13 protein-coding genes and 1 pseudogene are annotated in these 18,420 nt (G+C 44.2%); 11 read left to right on the plus strand and 3 right to left on the minus strand.

Annotated elements, in window-relative coordinates:
- Window positions 1-128 precede the first annotated feature (128 nt).
- Together ACLQ6D_RS09070 and ACLQ6D_RS09075 are read right to left on the minus strand one after the other, a co-directional pair.
- Complete coding sequence (locus tag ACLQ6D_RS09070) at window positions 129-1,652, minus strand: OprO/OprP family phosphate-selective porin (RefSeq protein ID WP_411726961.1); 1,524 nt, start codon at window positions 1,650-1,652, stop codon at window positions 129-131.
- A gap of 265 nt (window positions 1,653-1,917) precedes the next feature.
- Window positions 1,918-3,204 (minus strand): oligosaccharide flippase family protein, encoded by a 1,287-nt coding sequence (locus tag ACLQ6D_RS09075; RefSeq protein ID WP_411726962.1) that lies wholly within the window; start codon window positions 3,202-3,204, stop codon window positions 1,918-1,920.
- Between the two features lie 239 nt (window positions 3,205-3,443).
- Between ACLQ6D_RS09075 and ACLQ6D_RS09080 the strand changes: the two genes are divergently transcribed.
- The 8 genes from ACLQ6D_RS09080 to ACLQ6D_RS09115 all read left to right on the plus strand — a co-directional run bounded on the left by ACLQ6D_RS09080 (window position 3,444) and on the right by ACLQ6D_RS09115 (window position 14,978).
- Entirely contained in the window at window positions 3,444-4,337 is an 894-nt protein-coding gene (locus ACLQ6D_RS09080) for a class I SAM-dependent methyltransferase (RefSeq protein ID WP_411726963.1), read from the plus strand.
- Window positions 4,338-4,458: 121 nt separating this feature from the next.
- Window positions 4,459-4,959: a C40 family peptidase gene (locus ACLQ6D_RS09085; RefSeq protein ID WP_411726964.1), complete on the plus strand. Its 501-nt coding sequence runs from the start codon at window positions 4,459-4,461 to the stop codon at window positions 4,957-4,959.
- A gap of 173 nt (window positions 4,960-5,132) precedes the next feature.
- A complete protein-coding gene (locus ACLQ6D_RS09090) occupies window positions 5,133-6,227 on the plus strand; it encodes an efflux RND transporter periplasmic adaptor subunit (RefSeq protein WP_411726965.1) in 1,095 nt (364 codons plus the stop codon).
- Complete coding sequence (locus ACLQ6D_RS09095; RefSeq protein WP_411726966.1) at window positions 6,224-9,286, plus strand: efflux RND transporter permease subunit; 3,063 nt, start codon at window positions 6,224-6,226, stop codon at window positions 9,284-9,286. Before ACLQ6D_RS09090 ends, ACLQ6D_RS09095 begins: the two co-directional genes overlap by 4 nt.
- A gap of 36 nt (window positions 9,287-9,322) precedes the next feature.
- Window positions 9,323-10,117 carry a hypothetical protein gene (locus ACLQ6D_RS09100; RefSeq protein WP_411726967.1) on the plus strand — a complete coding sequence of 265 codons (795 nt, stop codon included), beginning with the start codon at window positions 9,323-9,325 and terminating at the stop codon, window positions 10,115-10,117.
- Window positions 10,118-10,119: 2 nt separating this feature from the next.
- Complete coding sequence (locus ACLQ6D_RS09105; RefSeq protein ID WP_411726968.1) at window positions 10,120-13,035, plus strand: hypothetical protein; 2,916 nt, start codon at window positions 10,120-10,122, stop codon at window positions 13,033-13,035.
- A gap of 6 nt (window positions 13,036-13,041) precedes the next feature.
- Complete coding sequence (locus tag ACLQ6D_RS09110; protein ID WP_411726969.1) at window positions 13,042-14,427, plus strand: hypothetical protein; 1,386 nt, start codon at window positions 13,042-13,044, stop codon at window positions 14,425-14,427.
- Window positions 14,424-14,978, plus strand: coding sequence for a condensin complex protein MksE (locus tag ACLQ6D_RS09115; RefSeq protein WP_411726970.1), 555 nt, complete (start codon window positions 14,424-14,426; stop codon window positions 14,976-14,978). Before ACLQ6D_RS09110 ends, ACLQ6D_RS09115 begins: the two co-directional genes overlap by 4 nt.
- A gap of 89 nt (window positions 14,979-15,067) precedes the next feature.
- Here the strand turns inward: ACLQ6D_RS09115 and ACLQ6D_RS09120 are convergent, their stop codons facing one another.
- Window positions 15,068-15,349 carry a LysR substrate-binding domain-containing protein gene (locus ACLQ6D_RS09120; RefSeq protein ID WP_411726971.1) on the minus strand — a complete coding sequence of 94 codons (282 nt, stop codon included), beginning with the start codon at window positions 15,347-15,349 and terminating at the stop codon, window positions 15,068-15,070.
- A gap of 772 nt (window positions 15,350-16,121) precedes the next feature.
- Here ACLQ6D_RS09120 and ACLQ6D_RS09125 point away from each other — a divergent pair.
- The 3 genes and pseudogenes from ACLQ6D_RS09125 to ACLQ6D_RS09135 all read left to right on the plus strand — a co-directional run bounded on the left by ACLQ6D_RS09125 (window position 16,122) and on the right by ACLQ6D_RS09135 (window position 18,402).
- Window positions 16,122-17,597 carry a hypothetical protein gene (locus ACLQ6D_RS09125; protein ID WP_411726972.1) on the plus strand — a complete coding sequence of 492 codons (1,476 nt, stop codon included), beginning with the start codon at window positions 16,122-16,124 and terminating at the stop codon, window positions 17,595-17,597.
- 377 nt (window positions 17,598-17,974) lie between these two features.
- Window positions 17,975-18,204 (plus strand): annotated as a pseudogene (locus tag ACLQ6D_RS09130) (hypothetical protein); the annotation flags it as partial.
- A 15-nt stretch (window positions 18,205-18,219) separates the two neighbouring features.
- On the plus strand, window positions 18,220-18,402 hold the full coding sequence (locus ACLQ6D_RS09135) for a succinate dehydrogenase assembly factor 2 (protein WP_411726973.1): 183 nt from the start codon (window positions 18,220-18,222) through the stop codon (window positions 18,400-18,402).
- Window positions 18,403-18,420 lie beyond the last annotated feature (18 nt).

Raw genomic sequence — 18,420 nt, forward strand, 5'->3', positions numbered from 1 at the left:
TACAACTTCAACCCCAAATTACGCGCTATTGGACGCCTACCGGCTTTCGAGGCTATACTCAACTTTTACCAGAAAATGCCTACTATTTTTACTATTAAACCAGACCACTTAATAGTGGGACTAAACACTTAGTACGCTACTTGAGCACGCAACATGTATGTATTCAGATCGGCATTATTACCAGTCAATGTAGCAGACGTTGAGGTGGTTAATGGTGAATTTTCAATATCCAGCAATCGGGTATAATTTGCCAAGATGCGGAAATTACTGTTGATGTACCAGTTTAAAGCAACGGTCACGTTTGACAGTTCGCCACCGAGAAAACTGCCATCGTTCAGGTCAGCCGATGAATATCGGGCAGCCAATTCCCATGCGCCCCAGCCGCCGTTTTTCAAGCTGAACGGTTTGTCAGGTTCCAAGTATCCGAAGCTTCCGCTTTTATACCCACGCGATTCGCCCGTGATAGACCAGGCCGCATCCACATACCAGCCGTCAAGTTCCAGGTTGCTATCGCCGTTTTCAATGATAGTGCCTTTCTTCTGCCGATCTATCCAGGAACGGGTATATTCCGCGCCGACCGAGAAAGGCCCATACAAACCTGCTGCTTCAAGGCCTAACATTGCGATGTTATCAACGTCAAAAACCCTGGCATCTACCAGGTCGAGATTTGACATGTTGTTGGTCTCATATTGATATCGAAGCTGGTTAGCCTTTGCAACATCTCCGGTATCGTCGGGTATACGGTAATTACCGGCTATACCCAAATGGATCAGTTTGGTTTTCTCGATGATAGGGTTGTAAACCAAACGGGATGAAATGCCCCAGCCTTCATCTCCGGCATTCTTGACTTCCGGTGTGGTTCCAGTTCTAGCTGGCGTAATGGAATCGCCGTAAATACCAAGTTTGGCCGTATAGGTTTTACCAAAAGATTGAAAATTAAGACCAATTGCCCGGTCTACCGTTGGATTATTCAGGATGTTCATCAATGAACGTTCGGTAAACATCATGTCATTGGAACTTTCCTGCAATTCACGGCTGAAGTTTTGTTTTTGTTGACCGGCGGTAATGACTACGTAATCTTTCAAACCGAGATATTCAATGAATGCATCTTTAACACGGACGTTGTCATCGGCAAAATCAGCTTCTGTCCTGAACAACCAGTCATTGTAAAAAACGCCTTCAAAACGCATACGCGCTCGGCGTATTTCGGTTCCGTCATTAGCTTCAACATGAAGCGGTGGTCTACTCTTATCAAGATAATCATCGCCGCTACTGAATTGAGAGTCGGCATGAATACGCCCGCCCAATTTGAACTTGAATGCGTTGTCTGCTGATTCAACCTGTAAGCCTTTTTTGTCCATTTTGACTTTCACTTTTTCCGCCTCTGCCATATGCTCCTTTAAGGCATTGATCTCATTGGTTTTCATTTCCAAATCTTTATGGACAGCGGCTATCTCAGCAGTGTCCGCAGGCGCTACTGCCGGTTTGTCTTCCACTCTTTCGAAAGCGCCCATCAGTTGTCTATGTGGGCCGGGTTCAGCATAAATTTGCTTGGTTTTGACGTCAACATAAAGGTCAATGGCATGAGCCGTGGATGCTGCGCCGGTGCCTAAAAAGGCTGCGACTGCCAAGGTAAGTCTGGAAAATTTCATAGGATGCTCGCAGTTATTAATAAAACTCGTGCAAGCATAGGGACACGATATGACAGTTTTATGACGTTTATATTACAATTGTGTTATAAAGCAACAAAATTGGCATTATATTGTATTAATACAAAAGCTTACATCCTGTTACCAGATTTCTTTTTCCTCTTTCAAGGAATACAAACGTTTTTATCCATTTGCTTTTTAGCTACAACCCGCTCTTTTGAAAACTAATGTGTAAGAATCTCTACCGAAAATTTGACCTCCCTATTCGTTAAAATCGCTTAAAGTGCAGGTTTACCATCACCCTAAAACCGATAAACAATAAGACAACTGGCATCATATAAGCGATAGCCACGCCAACAGAACCGTAGTTTTTACCCAGCAAGAAGGCCAGCGTCACCATTGTTAGCGTTGCGGCCAAGGTCGAACTCAATACGATTCGATTGAAGCCCAGGTACTGAAGGTAATAGGGCATGTCAGCAAACAAGGCGCTCATCGAAGCGCCTGCCGCAATAATCACTAAAGCCAAATATCCTCCGCTAAAATGGTTGCCGAACAAATTTAACAGGTGTTGCCCGAACAATGCAATGATGATGAATAACGCCAAAATCAGGCTGCCAACAGCCAGCGTCCGCTGATTAATTAACCGGTGTATGGCTTGTTTGTCGCGGTGTTCAACTAGGACAACCATCATGGGTAGGTAATAACGGTTGGTTGAAGTGCCGATTAATGAAATAAAGCCGCCCGTCTGTGCGGCAACGGCATAAATGCCGACATCCAGCCCTGAAGGGAAGAGCAGTTCCAGGATCACCACCCCGCTACTGGTCATTATGGTCAGCATCAGGCTATTGAAAACCAGCGGCAATGAACGGCTAAGCCATTTTTTAGCCAGCAATAAGGGCGAGGATTGTTTAACGGCAACGGGTATGACCCTATTGGCAACATACCAGATGACGCATAAAGTTAATGTCCACGCCAAACCCAGGCAAAGGACGGCTGCTGATGCGGTCAATTGGAATTTACCCAAGGAAACGCCAGTAATTAACAGTAAATAAACCAGGGGCATAAATAATCTGTAAATGGCGATACCGAGTATATGGGCGCCCTGTGCGGAAATAACTTCCACCAGAAATAACGTGATGGCAATGATTGGTAAAAAACCGGCAAATAAAACAATGGCTAGATGAGAATCGGCATGTCGTATTGCCAATATAGTTTCCAGGCTAATGCTTAGTAACACGACCAGTAACAAGCTGAAGCCGCTGATAGTCCTTAGCGAAAACACCCAGAAGCCATAAAATTTCCCCCAATCCTGACGTTCCCGGAATAATGCGATTGCACGTAGGGCATATTTTTCCAGGCCCAGAGTTGCCAGGGTAGATAGCATGGTCACAACCGACAAAGCTACACTGTAATCATCAAAATCGCCGACCGTCAGCGATCTCGCCAAGACAATATTGGCCAGATACATCAAGGCATAATTGCCGAGAGTCAATACGAATAAAAACAGCGAGCGAAAACTGGCTGGTTGCAGGTCAATAGAATGGTTTTGTGTCATGGAAAACGAATGGTTATTATTTTTTGGATTTATTAAAGCACCTGACAGCAAAGCTTGTAACTGTGCGGACAAGCGTGATTTTGTTCGCACAAAGTTCGCGTTCCGGCATAAAGCGCTACTTTTTCAACATCCTGTTAGGTTGTCGAATAATATTTTTTGGTGTCATCGGGCTAATAAAAAATTTGCCGATATAATACCGTTAGCCGAAACTGAATGGGTTAATTTCTTGAAAATTTGATATGCCGAAGAAAAATCAATCAAAAGCAACGGAAACGTTAAAGGGTCACCAAGCCAAGGATAAGGATGTTCGGCTACCTTATTTCGATTATTTGCTGGCAGCCCTTAAAGACGGCAATGAGTCCGTCGAAAAAAGTTTCGGTCGTCATGTGCATTGGGGTTATTGGGAGCATCCACAACAGGCGGCATTGACCACTGAGGGCTTTGCCCAGGCATCAGAAGATCTAAGCAGACAGGTCTGTCTGGCGGGACGTATAGAAAACAATCAGAGTGTACTGGATGTGGGCTGCGGGTTTGGCGGAACGATTGCCCATATCGATGAGAATTATCAGGGTATGAATCTGGTGGGCGTTAACCTTGATGAACGGCAATTAGCTAGGGCGCGGGACATCGTTAAACCGGCCACCAATAACAGCATTGAATTCAAGCAAGGTAACGCCTGCGCCTTGCCATTGCCTGACCAGTCCTTTGATGTGGTGCTGGCGGTGGAATGTATCTTCCACTTCCCTGACCGGGAGCAATTTTTTAAGGAAGCGTTCAGGGTGCTGAAACCTGGCGGTTATCTGGCATTGTCTGATTTTGTTTCCCATCCTTTATTACATCCGTTTGCCAAAGCCAAATTGCCGAACAGGATAAGTGTCGGTTTTTACGGCAAGTGTAATTTGCAATATGGAGTGGCTGAATATCGGAATCTTGCCAAGAAAACTAATTTCACGATACAAACCGAGCGAGACATCACCGTGAACACCTTACCTACCTACAGCTATCTCAGACGGTTAAGCCAACAGCACCGTGTCAACAGCGTATTTGCCTTGGTTGAAACCGCTACCGCAGAAGTGCTGAGCAGGTTCAGGCTATTGAATTATTATGTCTATGGCTTCCAAAAATCTGCATGACCGCACAATAAGCTGCCAGTGTACTTGATATGGACTTGAGGCAATGCTTTGTATACCCACTTTATAAATAACTACACTGATGTGTCGCACTCCATTATCATGAGTTTAATGTGCTGAGGTCATGAGCTATCATTCTTTGCTATTCCAATCCCGATTTAAGGCCATTGCTCGAATTGTTTTGGCGTTGCTTATAGCTGCGCTAATTGGTTGTGCAAGCACGCCAGAAATAAAACCTCAAATCCAAACTCAGCAACCCTTGATAGGCTACGCCCTAAGTTTACAAGGCATACCTTACCGTTACGGTAAGGAAACGCCAGAAGAAGGTTTTGATTGCAGTGGTTTTGTAAAACATGTGTACGGTAAGCAAGGCGTCTGGTTGCCACGTACGACACATGAGATGGCCTCTACTTTACCGTCAGTGCCAAATTATGATCTCCGCTCCGGCGACCTGGTTTTCTTTAATGTCAGCGGCAAAACTTATTCCCATGTTGGCATTTTTATCAATGATGATAAATTTATACATGCACCCAGCCAGCGCACGGGTCGTGTACTGGTGTCCAGCATGAACAACGGCTATTGGCGTAAGCGCTTTGTGGGCGCGCGGCGGCCAAGGACACATTAACGAGACTGTGAAAGTAATATACAAATCGGGCTAAGTATATTAATCACAGAGAACACGAAGGGTACGAAGAAAATAATCTTATTGATTCAAGCTATTGAAAACATCGTGTTCTTTGTGTCCTTCGTGGTTATTCCTTCGATTTATGGTAAACAAACTACTTTCATAGGCTCTGCATGATCAAACGATACGCAACCGTTATTTTTTTGTCCCTTTTGCTGTTCGGCGGCTTGTTTGGTTGGAAGTTTTTCCAAATCAGCCAGGCGGTCAAAAATATTCCGGTTCCGCCACCGGCTGTTGTTGCAGCTACGATTGTGCAACGTAGCGAATGGCAATCTTATCTATCCGGGGTAGGGAGCCTGGTTGCTGTGGCGGGGATTGATGTCAATAGCGAAGTGGCTGGCAAGGTGAAGGTCCTACATTTTGAATCAGGCCAGTCGGTACAGCGTGGGCAATTACTCGTTGAGCTTGATTCAAGTACCGATGCAGCGGAGCTTAAAGGTTTAGAAGCCAGTCAAAAACTGGAACAGGTCAAATTTGCCCGCAGCGAACAGCTGATTGGGCGCAATTTCGTATCAAAGTCCGATTACGATCTCAATAAAGCCTTATTGGACGAAGCAAAAGCCGCCGTCGCCGCAAAAAAATCTATGATTGAAAAGAAGCGCATTGTCGCCCCCTTTGCCGGGTTTGTGGGTATACGCAAGGTGAATGTCGGCCAATATCTTGCGCCGGGTGATGGTATCGTTCCCCTGCAACAGTTGCAGCCTATTTATGCGGACTTTACCCTGCCGGAACAACATCTGGCGAGTCTCAATGTGGATCAAGTATTGACCTTAACGGTACAAGCCTTTCCAGGCAAAACATTCGAAGGCCGCATTGCCGCTATCAACTCCGGGATTGATGTAGCGACCCGTTCAGTGAAAATTCGCGCCACCCTGGACAATGCCGAAAGGTTATTGCGTCCGGGCATGTTCGTAGATGTCCAAGTGATTTTGAATGAGACGAAATCGGTATTGACCTTACCCGATACCGCTATTTCTTACAATCCTTACGGTGATTCGGTGTTTGTTATCGAATCCGGCAAGCAAGGCTTGACCGTCCAACTCAAGCAAATTATTACGGGTAAGACTCGCGTAGGTCGGATAGAAATCGTTAAAGGATTGCAGGAGAATGAACGTGTGGTCAGCGCTGGGCAAGTCAAACTACGAAACGGTATGCCTGTGACATTGGACAAGCAGCCAGCTCCCGGTGAGCGGGAGACTGTCCCGTGAAGTTTACCGACCTTTTTGTAGCACGGCCTGTATTAGCCAGTGTTATCAGTTTGCTGATTTTGGTTGTCGGTTTACGGGCTATTGTTGCTTTGGAATTGCGGCAATACCCGGAAACCGAAAATACCGTGGTCACTATCGCTACCGCTTATCCAGGTGCGAGCAGCGATCTGGTCAAAGGCTTTATCACCACGCCTTTGCAACAAGCGATTGCAGAAGCCGATGGTATCGACTACTTGTCTTCAAACAGCCGTCAGGGCAGTTCAACCATTGAAGCGCACATGCGCCTCAACTATGATCCTAATGCAGCCGTCGCGCAGATTCAGGCAAAAGTCGCCAGCCAGCGTAATGTCTTGCCTCAAGATGCTGAAGACCCTGTGATTACTTCGCAGACCGGCGAGTCCACCTCATTGATGTATCTGGCTTTGTACAGTGACACCATCAAGCCTGCACAGATCACCGATTATATGCTGCGGGTAATCCAGCCGAAAATTCAGGCCATTCCTGGTGTTGGTAAAGCAAAATTACTGGGCAATAAAACCTTTGCCATGCGGATATGGCTGGACAATAAACGCATGGCTGCCTTAGGGGTCACGGCCAGAGATATTAATGATGTGCTGAAAGACAATAATTACTTGTCTGGGGCAGGGCAGACGAAAGGCGATTATGTTGCCATCAATCTCAGCGCGACTACCGATATTGCTAAGGAAGAGGATTTCCGGCAATTGATAGTGGCTGAACGTAACGGGACTCTCATCAGGTTGGGCGATGTTGCGAAAACCGAAATGGGCAGCGAAGACTACAACTCAGTCAACTGGTATAAAGGCAAGACCGCAATTTTTATGGGTATCGAGCAAGCACCCGGAGCCAATCCGCTCACGGTTGCCAAGTCCGTACATAGGGCCTTGATAGAGATCGAAGCGGGATTGCCCAGCGATCTGCATGTACTGCTTCCATACGATGCTAGCCAATTCATCGAAGATTCGATCAGTGAGGTGGTGACCACCTTGATTGAGGCGGTCGCTATTGTGTTGCTGGTGATTTACCTGTCTCTGGGTTCATTCCGTGCAGCCATCATTCCTGCCGTAACCGTGCCGCTTTCCTTGATTGGCGGCGCTTTTTTGATGTTGTTGATGGGATTTTCCATCAACCTGCTGACCATGCTGGCTATGGTCTTGGGCATAGGATTGGTCGTGGATGATGCGATTGTCGTCGTTGAAAACGTGCATCGCCATATCGAAATGGGATCAACGCGCCTACAGGCTGCCATTCAGGGAGCCAGGGAGCTAGGCTTGCCCGTTATTGCCATGACCACGACCTTGATTGCAGTCTACGCACCTATCGGTTTTATGGGCGGTTTGGTCGGTACTTTATTTACCGAATTTTCCTTTACCTTGGCGGGAGCCGTTTTGATTTCCGGTGTGGTCGCGTTGACCTTGGCGCCCATGTTAAGCTCAAAGTTGCTGAAAGAAAAAAGTGAGCCTAATCGATTTGAACGCACGGTAGAACATTTTTTTACGGGCCTTGCCGAGGTATATCGACGCGGTTTGCATAAGGTACTCGAATATCCCTCAGCCATGCTGGCTTTCGCCGTCCTGGTCATCATCAGTATTTATCTGATGTTCAACTTGTCCGAAAAAGAACTTGCCCCTACAGAAGATCAAAGTATCCTGTTTTTTATCGCCACAGGCCCACAGACGGCGACTTTAAAATATAACGAGACCTACACCAGAGAACTGGTTGACATCTTTGAGACCATCCCCGAATACAAGGAGAGTTTTCTGTTGCTTGGGTTTGGCAATAGCGTCAATGTGGTATTCGGCGGCTTCAAAATGCCTTCCACGACCGAGCGGCAGCGTTCGCAAATGGAGATACAACCGGAAGTGCAAGCCAAGGTCAACCAGATCGCCGGGTTTAACACAGCGGTTTTCCCCCGTCCCAGCTTACCCGGTTCTGGGGGCGGATTACCCTTGCAATTCGTCATCGTCACGGATGCAGATTACGCACAATTGGATCAGGTCGCCAATGGCCTGATTGATACGGCCATGAAAAGTGGACTCTTCATCTATATGATGAAAGATGTGGAGTTTACCCAGCCCAAAGCCACCCTGGTCATCGACCGTAACCGTGCCGCTGACTTGGGTTTAACCATGAGCGATATCGGTAAAAACCTGTCTTCATTATTAGGTGGAAGTTATGTAAATCGCTTTAATTTATTGGGACGCAGTTATAAGGTCATTCCTCAGGTTGATGACCTTTCAAGACTGGATACCAGTAAGTTTGATCAATACTATATAAACACAGCGTCCGGTGGGCAGGTACCGTTGTCGTCACTGGTTAAAATAGAAAAGTCTGTGGAGCCTAGCAAACGCACACAGTTTCAGCAGCTAAACAGCCTCACCGTATCCGCCATGATGACACCGGGGGTCGCTTTAGGTGATGCAATGGCCTATTTGGAACAAGAAGCCAAAGCCTCGTTCCCCAAAAACTTCCAATGGGATTATACCGGCGCTTCAAGGCAATATGCCCAGCAGGGCAGCGCCTTAGTCATCACTTTTTTTATGTCCTTGCTGGTGATTTATCTGGTGCTGGCAGCGCAGTTTGAAAGCTGGCGCGATCCGTTGATAATTTTGGTATCCGTACCGCTTTCGATTGCCAGCGCCATGGCATTTCTGATGTTAGGTTTTGCCTCCATCAACATCTACACGCAAGTAGGGTTGATTACCCTGATCGGCTTAATCGCCAAAAACGGTATCCTGATTGTCGAGTTTGCCAACCAGCTACAAACAAACAAGGGCTTGAGTAAGCAAGAAGCCATAGAACAGGCCGCAACCATCCGGCTAAGGCCCATCTTAATGACCACCGTAGCGATGATAGTCGCCATGATACCCTTGCTCATGGCATCAGGCCCAGGTGCTGCCAGCCGCTTCGACATTGGCTTAGTGATCGCCGGTGGCTTGGGTGTGGGCACTTTATTTACCCTATTCGTCGTGCCAGCTTTTTATTTATTGTTGGCTAGGGAGCATCATGTCAATGCAATAAGTGAAGCGGGTAAAAACTAGTGGCTTCTCTTTATTTATTTTGAAATAAATTTCTCCATGCAGATTTGTAATTATTTTAAAAAAATAGAAAACCACGAGCTTATCAATTTCGATGTGTTTGTTAAGTTGCTGAATGAAAAAGGAATTGGCTTAGAAGAGATTTTAAAAATTGTTTCTGTTAACAAAATTAGCAAAAATCGTTACGAAGTAAACATTAATAATCCTGATAGTTTTAATAACTTATCAGTAAGATTTCCCGAACTTTCCATTTCAGACCGAATTTCAGCTGCGGAAGCGGGTAATAGTCATAGGCATCCAGTCAGCAAGGCAATGCTAATACTATGGCCTTACCAATCAGAACATCCGGTTGTCGTCCTGAATAGCGCCAGTCATGTGAATGCGCCGATTAGGTTATCGACGAACTTACTTATCATGGAAAATCAGGAAAATTTTATTCAGAAAGAGAGTACGCTAAACTTTTTAATGCGAGAAATCCCAGGTTTTAGTGACAAGCAACTCGATATTGCTTTCGGTTCTGGGACTGCCATCAATAACAGACTAAATAAGGCATTTTTCAATTGTTACGCCCGTATTGACTGCTTATTGGATTTGGATGTTGGAGGACTGGAAATTTTCGAATCACTAGCTAATTTAACGCAACATCCGGCGCTTAATTTTTTACTGCCAGCTTGTGCCGAAAATTTACTTTCGGATTCCAAAATTAATCTGAAAGATAAGGATTTGCTGCGGTTACGTAAATTGTCCGAAAGATGCCCGAAACTTCAGATTCCTATCCAGCTAATAGCCAAAACACGAAAAATGTTAGAACAAGAAATCTATTTACGGAATTAAGAATGGAAAATCTGCAATTACTGGATAAAAAAATCACCTATTGCGTTAAAAAGTTAATCGCAATCAACTCAATCAGTTATTGCTATATTGAGTTGCCAATAGACCAACACTGCGCCCTCTTTGGAAGAAATAATTTAGGCAAAACTGCGCTGCTGAATGCTTTAAAACTACATCTTTTTCCAGAAATCAGCTTCAACGATTGCAAGGCCAAGTTTGCATTCAAGTCTTCAAAAGGCGAACTTTATTCCACAGAAGACAGTTATCAATTTTATTTCCCTACAGACAGTAGCTTCTTGATTCTGGAAGCGGAAAACATTCATGGTGCTTTTTGCCTGATATTATTCAGATCAAATAATAGTTTCGGCTACGATCGGCTGGTTTTGCCTTGCGCCTATGACGAAATCCGCAAGCATTTTTGGGACATTGATAACCTTGAAATCAATAACGGCTTAGGTAGTCCGGTTGCTGATTTAGGGTTGCTTAAGATACATGCGCTTTACGACGAATATAAAGCAAAAGGCGCAGAGATTTTGAGAACAACTAAAGATATAAGGGAAAAGTTGTTCACCCACAAGCCTCTGGACAAAAATAAAGGCCGATATTGTTTAGTCCCACTAAAAGAGGCGGGAGTAGAACGCGAATTACGGGCATTCAGGCAATTGATGAATTTTACCTTTGAAATTGCTAAAACCGAAACTAGAGGATTGACAGAAACCTTCGCCACTATTATTGAAAGCGACAAAATTAATGCCCGAGATAGATTGCATCAGGATTTGCAGAAAATCCTGGATGATTATAAACAGCTAAGGGATGCCGAAAACAAATTAACTGAGATAAAAAATTACCGCGACAATTATCAAGGTCTAACTCAGACGCAACGGCTTCGAGCCGATAAATTAATCAACTATGCGACAGATTACAAAATAGCGGCTGTTAATTTGGATCGAATATTCAAAGAACAGCAACAAAAACTTAAGCGGCTAGAACCAGAATTCAATAAGCTGGAAATTGAAGAAAAGCGGCTTGCGTCTTTAGGCAGCGAATTGCGCACTAAACACGGTGGATTGGAAGGTCAACTAAAACAAATTAATAACGATATTGAAAAATTAAACCAAAAAAAGCAAAGCTATGAACGCATAGTTAAAAAATTTGCTCATTGTGACAACGAAGAAATGAGGTGTTTTTTAAACACTGAAAAAGCAGAATTAGAAGAAACCATAAACAGCCTGAAAGATAAAGAATTAGCCAGAGAAACCCTGAGCCGCAAGGTCACCTTGCAAAATAGCAAAATTGAAGATCGACGTAAGAAGAAACTAGCTATCGAACAGCATGAAAAGCTGTTGCTCAATAAAACCGATACGCATACCGCGACAGTTCTCAGTAACCTCAACGAAAATTTCTCGATCATTGCCGCTAGCCCCAGCGAAGCGCAATTAGCCACAATAAATCAATTCGGCAACCTGTTTAAATTTACGGTCGATAGGTTGTATTTTTTGGATGAACCTTTTGCTAACGACAATTTGAAAACACTTCAAGATGTGAGAATGCGGTTGGAATCGGATGTAAAAAGACTGAATGATGAAATAGAAAATCTTGATAAAGAAATTTTAAAACAAAGAGATATAGTGGTATCAACAAACCAGAAAATTGATGACGAGATCGGCAAAACTGGAAAAGAGCTAGAAAAAATTAAAGCGGATTTAGTCGTTGTGAACGCCATTGAGGATACTAATAATGAATGGCATGGCAAACAACTTGATCGCGACGGAATAGAGCAAGAGATAAAGCAATTATCCCGGCAAATTGACGAGACACGGGATCAACATACAGACGCGCTGGACAAAAAAAATCAAGCCAACGACCAACTTAAGGAGTTACGCCCACAGTTAATCAAGACAGAAGGGTTAAAACAGCAATTAGAAAAGCTACGATTTGAAGGAATGCCAACTTCTGGCTCTCCCGCTTTGACTGAAAAACACATCAGTACTGCCGCCGATATTGCGTCGCTCGAAGCGGAAAAACAGTCTTTAGATCGGTTAACAGTAACTTTAGGCAACCAAATAAACGAATTTATCAAATCGGGTATTTTTAGTTTGCCAGTTGACACGCCATATTCCAGCTACAATTCTGAGCAAGAAAACCTAATCATACAAAATTTACGGAATACTTACGAAGCACTTCCCGCTCAAGAAGATACGTTACAAAGCCAAATTATTGAGCACAATAAAATGACTGGCACCAAAATTACCGAACTCACTTCAAATAGGGACAATATCAGTAATTTTATCAATAAAATCAATAAACAATTTGAAGATTACCAAATTTCTAACTTGAATGAAATTCGCGTGGAAATTGAGTTAGATCCTCGCTTTGAAGATTTGGTCGAGGAGTTAAAAAACACTAATTTACACTCCCAAGATATTCACGATGATATTCTCTATCAACGCTTGAACCAATTTTGTGAAGAGTTTTTTGCGGATAATCGGGGCAACCGTATCCTGGAAATAAGTAAAATTATCAAAAACGTGAAATATTCTTATAAAAAAGATGGGTTGGATAAACGCGAAGCAAAAGATCAAAGTACCGGAACCAACGCGTTGATTAACTGCACTTTGTTAACGATTTTGTTGCACGATCTGTTGGCTCAGGAAACCCGGATGACACTGCCTATCGTTTTCGATGAGTTTTCTTCCTTGGATGAATACAACCAGAACACAGCGATAAAGGTAGCAAGCAAACACGGCTTCGCCTTATTTTGTGCATCGCCCACAGTCACCGCCGAAGTGGCTTCGGTAGTTGATTATTTCATCACTCTGGACGATTTTCATTCCGATACCATTTACGATAAAAGTGGCGAGCGTGATATCGTCTTTCACCATTTTGGCGAAAGCATTTATTCCATAACAACCGGGAGCTAAATCCCTATGCATGTTGCATTAGACCGTACGCTGATTCTGCTGATTGAACACAAGGATGTCATGTACCGTTTAATCGATTACATGGATTCGCATCAGCGCAAGGACGTACCCACTGAAGTGTTTTATAACTGTATGAACGACAAAATAACGTCTGTTAAAGCCAAAAATGATTCAGACCGTTTGTATGAAGCCTTCGGTTTGGATAATTTAGTCAAAACCGGAGTTATCTCTGAATATAACAAGTCACGGGGTATTGTCGCCTTTCAACCAGCCATCGTCGAAATTTTCCGGTTGTTCGACAAGGAACGCATGCGTGGCCTTAAAAAAGCGGAATTTGAGAATATCCGCATACAGTTGGAAAACACTTTTGAACAACACCAACCGCTGGCATTTGACGACGACAATATTCAGTTTCAGGAGCAACGGAATCACCTGTTCGACTTATTAAGGCAGATCAACGGCCAAGTTCGAAACAATACCGCCCATTTGCAGCATGAAGCGGATCGACTATCAAAGCATTTGGATCATGACAGTGCGCTGTTATCCTTGCACGAATCAAAACAGCACCAGGAAATGCTGGTGCAGGTAAAAAATATTTATGATCGTGAGATCATCCCCATGCTGGAGTTTTTGAACGAAAAAGAAGTCAGCAAAACCAAGCCACCGTTGACACTCATAGATGATATCGGAAAGCTTTACAACATTCGTGGCTATGAAGACGACAGTTATTACATAGGGCAGTACAAACTCTCAATTCTGAGCCATTACAAAATGGTTGAAAAAATTAAACAAACCCTGCAACGCTATCTTCATCAAGAGCGTGAGCACCGATTGACTTATAACGCCATTGAACAGGCTTACCTGAACTTGCTCTATATTGCCCAGAAAACCTTCAACGAAAATCTTAAAGAGAAATATATTTTCAAAGCGATTGATCGGCAAGAAATTTATTACTTAGGGTTAAAATCCCATTCCAGCGGACAAGATGCGCTTATTGACTGGCATGATAGAAACCATGTCGTCTATTTCAATGAATATTTGATTGATAAACAAACAAATAAACGCAGTGATATTCCTGCTTCAATCACTATTTTTGCTGAAAAAAATACCGCACACGACCCACACAACGCCATCAAGCGAAAAATTAAAATGATCGTGGACAAAGCAAATATATCATCGCCTATAGATGACCTTTATTTGGTTGTTCATGATTTGCTGGCGGAAGAATTGGGGCAAGAATACCATCTCAAATATATCTTGTATGGTGTCAGTTGTTTTAAACAAAAGCATGGTCGGCATTTGAAATTGCAAGTCAGTTTTGAACAGCCGCAACGCCAAATTCGGCATAACAGGTATGTTTTGGAATACAACAAGCGGGAATTTAGCGCATGATCAGCAAAGAACTTAGCCAAAAGTTGTATGCAGACCTTATTAATGGAAAAACCGTTAATAAGCACAATTATCAAATCAAGACAAACGAGTTAGCAGAAAGCCCTTTATACAACGAGGTTTTTAATAACCTGGACGAATATAAGGTCTTATATGAAAACATCAACTTTGAATTGGTTCATAAACATCCAGGTTTTTTCTATATCCGTGAACTCAATGGTGATGAAGCAAATGAGACCACCATCAAAATTCAGGCATTGCTTATTGTGATTGGTCGTATTGTCACGGAAAGAGGTTATCTCTTTGACACGCTGACCGATTATCGGGCAGGCATAAAATCGGAAGACTTGGTTGTGGCAATGGAAGAAGAACGATATACCGATATTCTGCACACTTGTAAACTTTGTAAAGATCGGAATATTGAAACTGAAATCAAGAACAACCTGATATCGCGGGAACTTATGTTTATTAACAGTCGCGGTCATTATGTTTTGAGCAATGCTGGACAATCATTTTTTTCAGAGTTGAAAGATAGTTATGAAAGAGATGTTTAGCCTTGCGGAGGCGGAGTAGCTGAGTCGTATAGGGTGGGCAAACAGCTTTACCGTTTGCCCACCCCAGACTTAAGCAGACATTAGCCTCGTTAGCAGCTCAAGCAACTCATTTCGTGCGCTGGTTTTGCGCCAAACCAACCCGACAGTACGTTTGGGGACAGGTTCGTCAAAAGGAATATAGCGAATACCGTCTTCGGGTTCATGTATGGCGTGGCGATTTTTGGCATAAAAGTGATACCGGTTCCCGCCCTGACCATTTGCCTTAACGTTTCAAGTCCTGTCGCCCTGACATCCTGCTGTTCCTCTGCGCCGTTTAATTGACAAATTTGTAGGGCCTGACCACGCAGGCAATGGCCTTCATCCAGCAGCAATAACTGTTGATAGGCTAAGTCCGGTTGCGAGTAGCTAGGGTCAGACTCGATTGATTTATGGCGTTAAGAGGGGACGGATTAGCTGCGTAAATTACGATCTATCCTTATGGGCGCGGCGTAATCCGTAGAATGCGATACAGGTGGACACAAGCTTTTCGTGCCCACATGAAATGTGCAGTAATAGATTACCCGATATTATTAAAAAATTAACTCAATAAAATAAACCTCAAAAACCATGTCACGATACCGCCGTATAAGCACTGTTGGGGCAAGCAATTTTATGTGGTGAGTTGGTTTGTGAAAATCTGCGGTTCGTCCCTTCGGTACGTGAAAAACGCTCTTTAACCATCAGGTAGTGGGTTAAATCTGTAACTTGATTGATAGAATGGAGTGCAAACCTAGGTTTGTACTCCAAAATACACGGGGGTTACGGGAATGAGCCGACAAGACTATCAAAAAACACAGGTTTCACCCACTACCAACCATCAATCAATGGGTATTGCTTCCCGATCATCTCCATTCGACTGCAAGGATGCAGGAGGTAGGGCAAAGCATGGAGCAGTTGCCTAGCTATGGACGTTGCCGTAGGAGCTTATTGTTCAACATGTTAGGGCAGTTAAACATCATGGCAGCATAATGTGTCGAGAAAATTACCGACACGCCGATTGTGCCAATACGTCCAAACGCAGACATAGGGAATCAACTTTATAGCAACGCCGTTTTTGAGAACATCAACTCAGAGACCAAAATAGATTTTATTAGGAGGGTAGTGATGAATAATTTCGACGGACAAATCTTTTTCGCTTTGATTGTAGCGCTGGTATTGGCCTGGGCAACCAGCTTGCTGGTGGCTCGTCGCTATACCACTAAAGTGCTGGAATTCATGCAGATAGGGACAGCACCTATAGATCAAGCATCTGAGAGTTATTCGACAAGGAGAGTAAAAGTCGGCGACGTTCTGCAAGAAACTGAATCTGTCGATCTTACTCAACAAAACTATTATGCGCGTTGGCGGCTACGGATAGGGGTTGTACTGATTGCAACTGTATTAGCAGTCATTATCGCGTATGTGCAACAGGATGCCTATGTCGAAGACACGTTCAGTTGGCGGCGGCTTTGTATGCTAACCTTAGTTAACGCTTGGCCATTAGTGCCGAGTATCGGGCTATTGGAACGCTGGTCACGCTGGAAAATATTGTTGGTTTCGGTCAGTTATTTGCTGTTGACCAGTGTCATGGTTATGCTGAAATCGACCGATAACCAAAATTTAGGTTCGGTGTTGCTCTGGTTGTTCGGAGAACAAATTCCGCTCCTGGTGTTTGTCTTTTTCTTGACAGGCTCGAAATCTCGCGCCATTGGGCCTTATCTGTTGGTGGTGTTTTTTTTGCTGACAGCATCGTCTTTGCTGGGGTTAAGCGCACTTGAGCAAGTGATCAAAGGTGGCCCGGACTCCTGGTTGATGGATTTACTATTGGCGACACCTTTCAATGCCTATGTCGTATTTATATTATTTAGCATGGTTCCCTGGCTGCCAGCTTTTTATCCGGTGCGTTATATGGCACGGCGCCTTGCCGAGGCTTATCGACACAAAGTATTTTCAGAGCCGTTGTATTTATTGTCTGGCTTATGGTCGATTGCCCTGATATTCCAGGCAATGACGCTGAGCCATTCAGCCGGCTTAAGCGCTTATGGAATATTGGCCGCATGGCTAGTTATCCCTTTAAGCGTGGTGCTGATGAAGCCAATGTTGCATCCCCCATATCAACCGCCGACGTTGTTGCTTTTGCGTGTGTTTCGAGCCGATGACGGGATTGAAACTTTGTTCGACAGCGTTGTCGAGCGTTGGCGTTACACAGGTAACACCTTGATGATCGCGGGCAAGGACTTGGCATTGCGCAATCTTGATCCAGACGAATTATTTGCGTTTCTGAGCGGGCATTTGCAAGATAGGTTCATCAGCGACGACGCGCGATTACAGCAAGCAGTCCAGAAACTAGATTTGCAAGCCGATCCTGACGGACGTTACCGGATCAACGAATTTTTTTGCTTCGACAGTACCTGGAAATTAGTTTTGGCGACTTTAGTCGATAAAGCTGATAGCGTGTTGATGGATTTACGGGCTTATACGCCCAAACGGGAAGGCTGTACCCATGAGCTGACTGTGTTGGCTACAAAACCACATTTGCAAAAGCTGGTCATTTTGTTCAATAAGGACACTGATAAACAGGCCGCCGAGCAATTGCTTTAAGGAAGTCCGACAAAAATCGTTTGGATAGATAGCGAAGCATATGGCAAGAATCTTCAGGAGCAGGTGCTGGGGGCCTTGTTCAGCATTTGAAATTAAGGAATCTCTGGGCAAGTCGTGTAGTGGGCAAACAGCTTTACCGTTTACCCGCCATTTGCGGTGTTCCGCATAGCTATCGTAGATAGTGGCATCCTTTTCTACCAGACTCATGCTTCCAAGTGTTGAATTACCAAACAACAGGCAACTCCCTACGCATCAATTTAAGCAATTCGTAGGTTGCGGGTGAGCTTGCGAACCCCAACATATGTGTTTAGACAGTTGTTTTTGTTGGGGTTCGTGCCTCACCCCAACCTACCCGTGCTGTTGTTCTACCAGTTGTCCCTGCGGTGTTGTTGCAAGCCTATCGCTGGTTAGTGGATAGCCGCGACGAGGCCACCGAAGAGCGGCTTGACCAGCTAGATGATGCCTTCAAACTGTACCGTTGCCATACCATCATGAACTGTACCGTTGCCATACCATCATGAACTGTACTGATACCTGTCCCAAGGGACTGAACCCCGCCAAAGCCATCGCGGAAACCAAAAAACTCCTGGTCAATCGAAAAGCTTAAGCGGCAATAACCGATATGAACGAGCTGGCTAAATTAAAGTGGCAATGTCGGCGAGGTTCTTTAGAGCTGGATTTGTTGCTGAATCGTTATCTTGAGACCCGCTATCCGGTCGCTAGTGAAGAAGAAAAAGCGCGTTTTGTTGAAATGCTTAAACTGGATGATTCGGAGTTATTGGGGCAATGTGATGCTAATTGGTGAAGGCTTTGTATTGAAATG

The sequence above is a fragment of the Methyloglobulus sp. genome (assembly GCF_046714055.1).
In the GTDB taxonomy this organism is placed as follows: domain Bacteria; phylum Pseudomonadota; class Gammaproteobacteria; order Methylococcales; family Methylomonadaceae; genus Methyloglobulus.

Excerpts from the sequence above, each read along its gene's own strand:
- ACLQ6D_RS09070 (WP_411726961.1), bottom strand. The coding sequence starts at position 1,652 with ATGAAATTTTCCAGACTTACCTTGGCAGTCGCAGCCTTTTTAGGCACC.
- ACLQ6D_RS09075 (WP_411726962.1), bottom strand. The coding sequence starts at position 3,204 with ATGACACAAAACCATTCTATTGACCTGCAACCAGCCAGTTTTCGCTCG.
- ACLQ6D_RS09080 (WP_411726963.1), top strand. The coding sequence starts at position 3,444 with ATGCCGAAGAAAAATCAATCAAAAGCAACGGAAACGTTAAAGGGTCAC.
- ACLQ6D_RS09085 (WP_411726964.1), top strand. The coding sequence starts at position 4,459 with ATGAGCTATCATTCTTTGCTATTCCAATCCCGATTTAAGGCCATTGCT.
- ACLQ6D_RS09090 (WP_411726965.1), top strand. The coding sequence starts at position 5,133 with ATGATCAAACGATACGCAACCGTTATTTTTTTGTCCCTTTTGCTGTTC.
- ACLQ6D_RS09100 (WP_411726967.1), top strand. The coding sequence starts at position 9,323 with ATGCAGATTTGTAATTATTTTAAAAAAATAGAAAACCACGAGCTTATC.
- ACLQ6D_RS09105 (WP_411726968.1), top strand. The coding sequence starts at position 10,120 with ATGGAAAATCTGCAATTACTGGATAAAAAAATCACCTATTGCGTTAAA.
- ACLQ6D_RS09110 (WP_411726969.1), top strand. The coding sequence starts at position 13,042 with ATGCATGTTGCATTAGACCGTACGCTGATTCTGCTGATTGAACACAAG.
- ACLQ6D_RS09115 (WP_411726970.1), top strand. The coding sequence starts at position 14,424 with ATGATCAGCAAAGAACTTAGCCAAAAGTTGTATGCAGACCTTATTAAT.
- ACLQ6D_RS09125 (WP_411726972.1), top strand. The coding sequence starts at position 16,122 with ATGAATAATTTCGACGGACAAATCTTTTTCGCTTTGATTGTAGCGCTG.
- ACLQ6D_RS09135 (WP_411726973.1), top strand. The coding sequence starts at position 18,220 with ATGAACGAGCTGGCTAAATTAAAGTGGCAATGTCGGCGAGGTTCTTTA.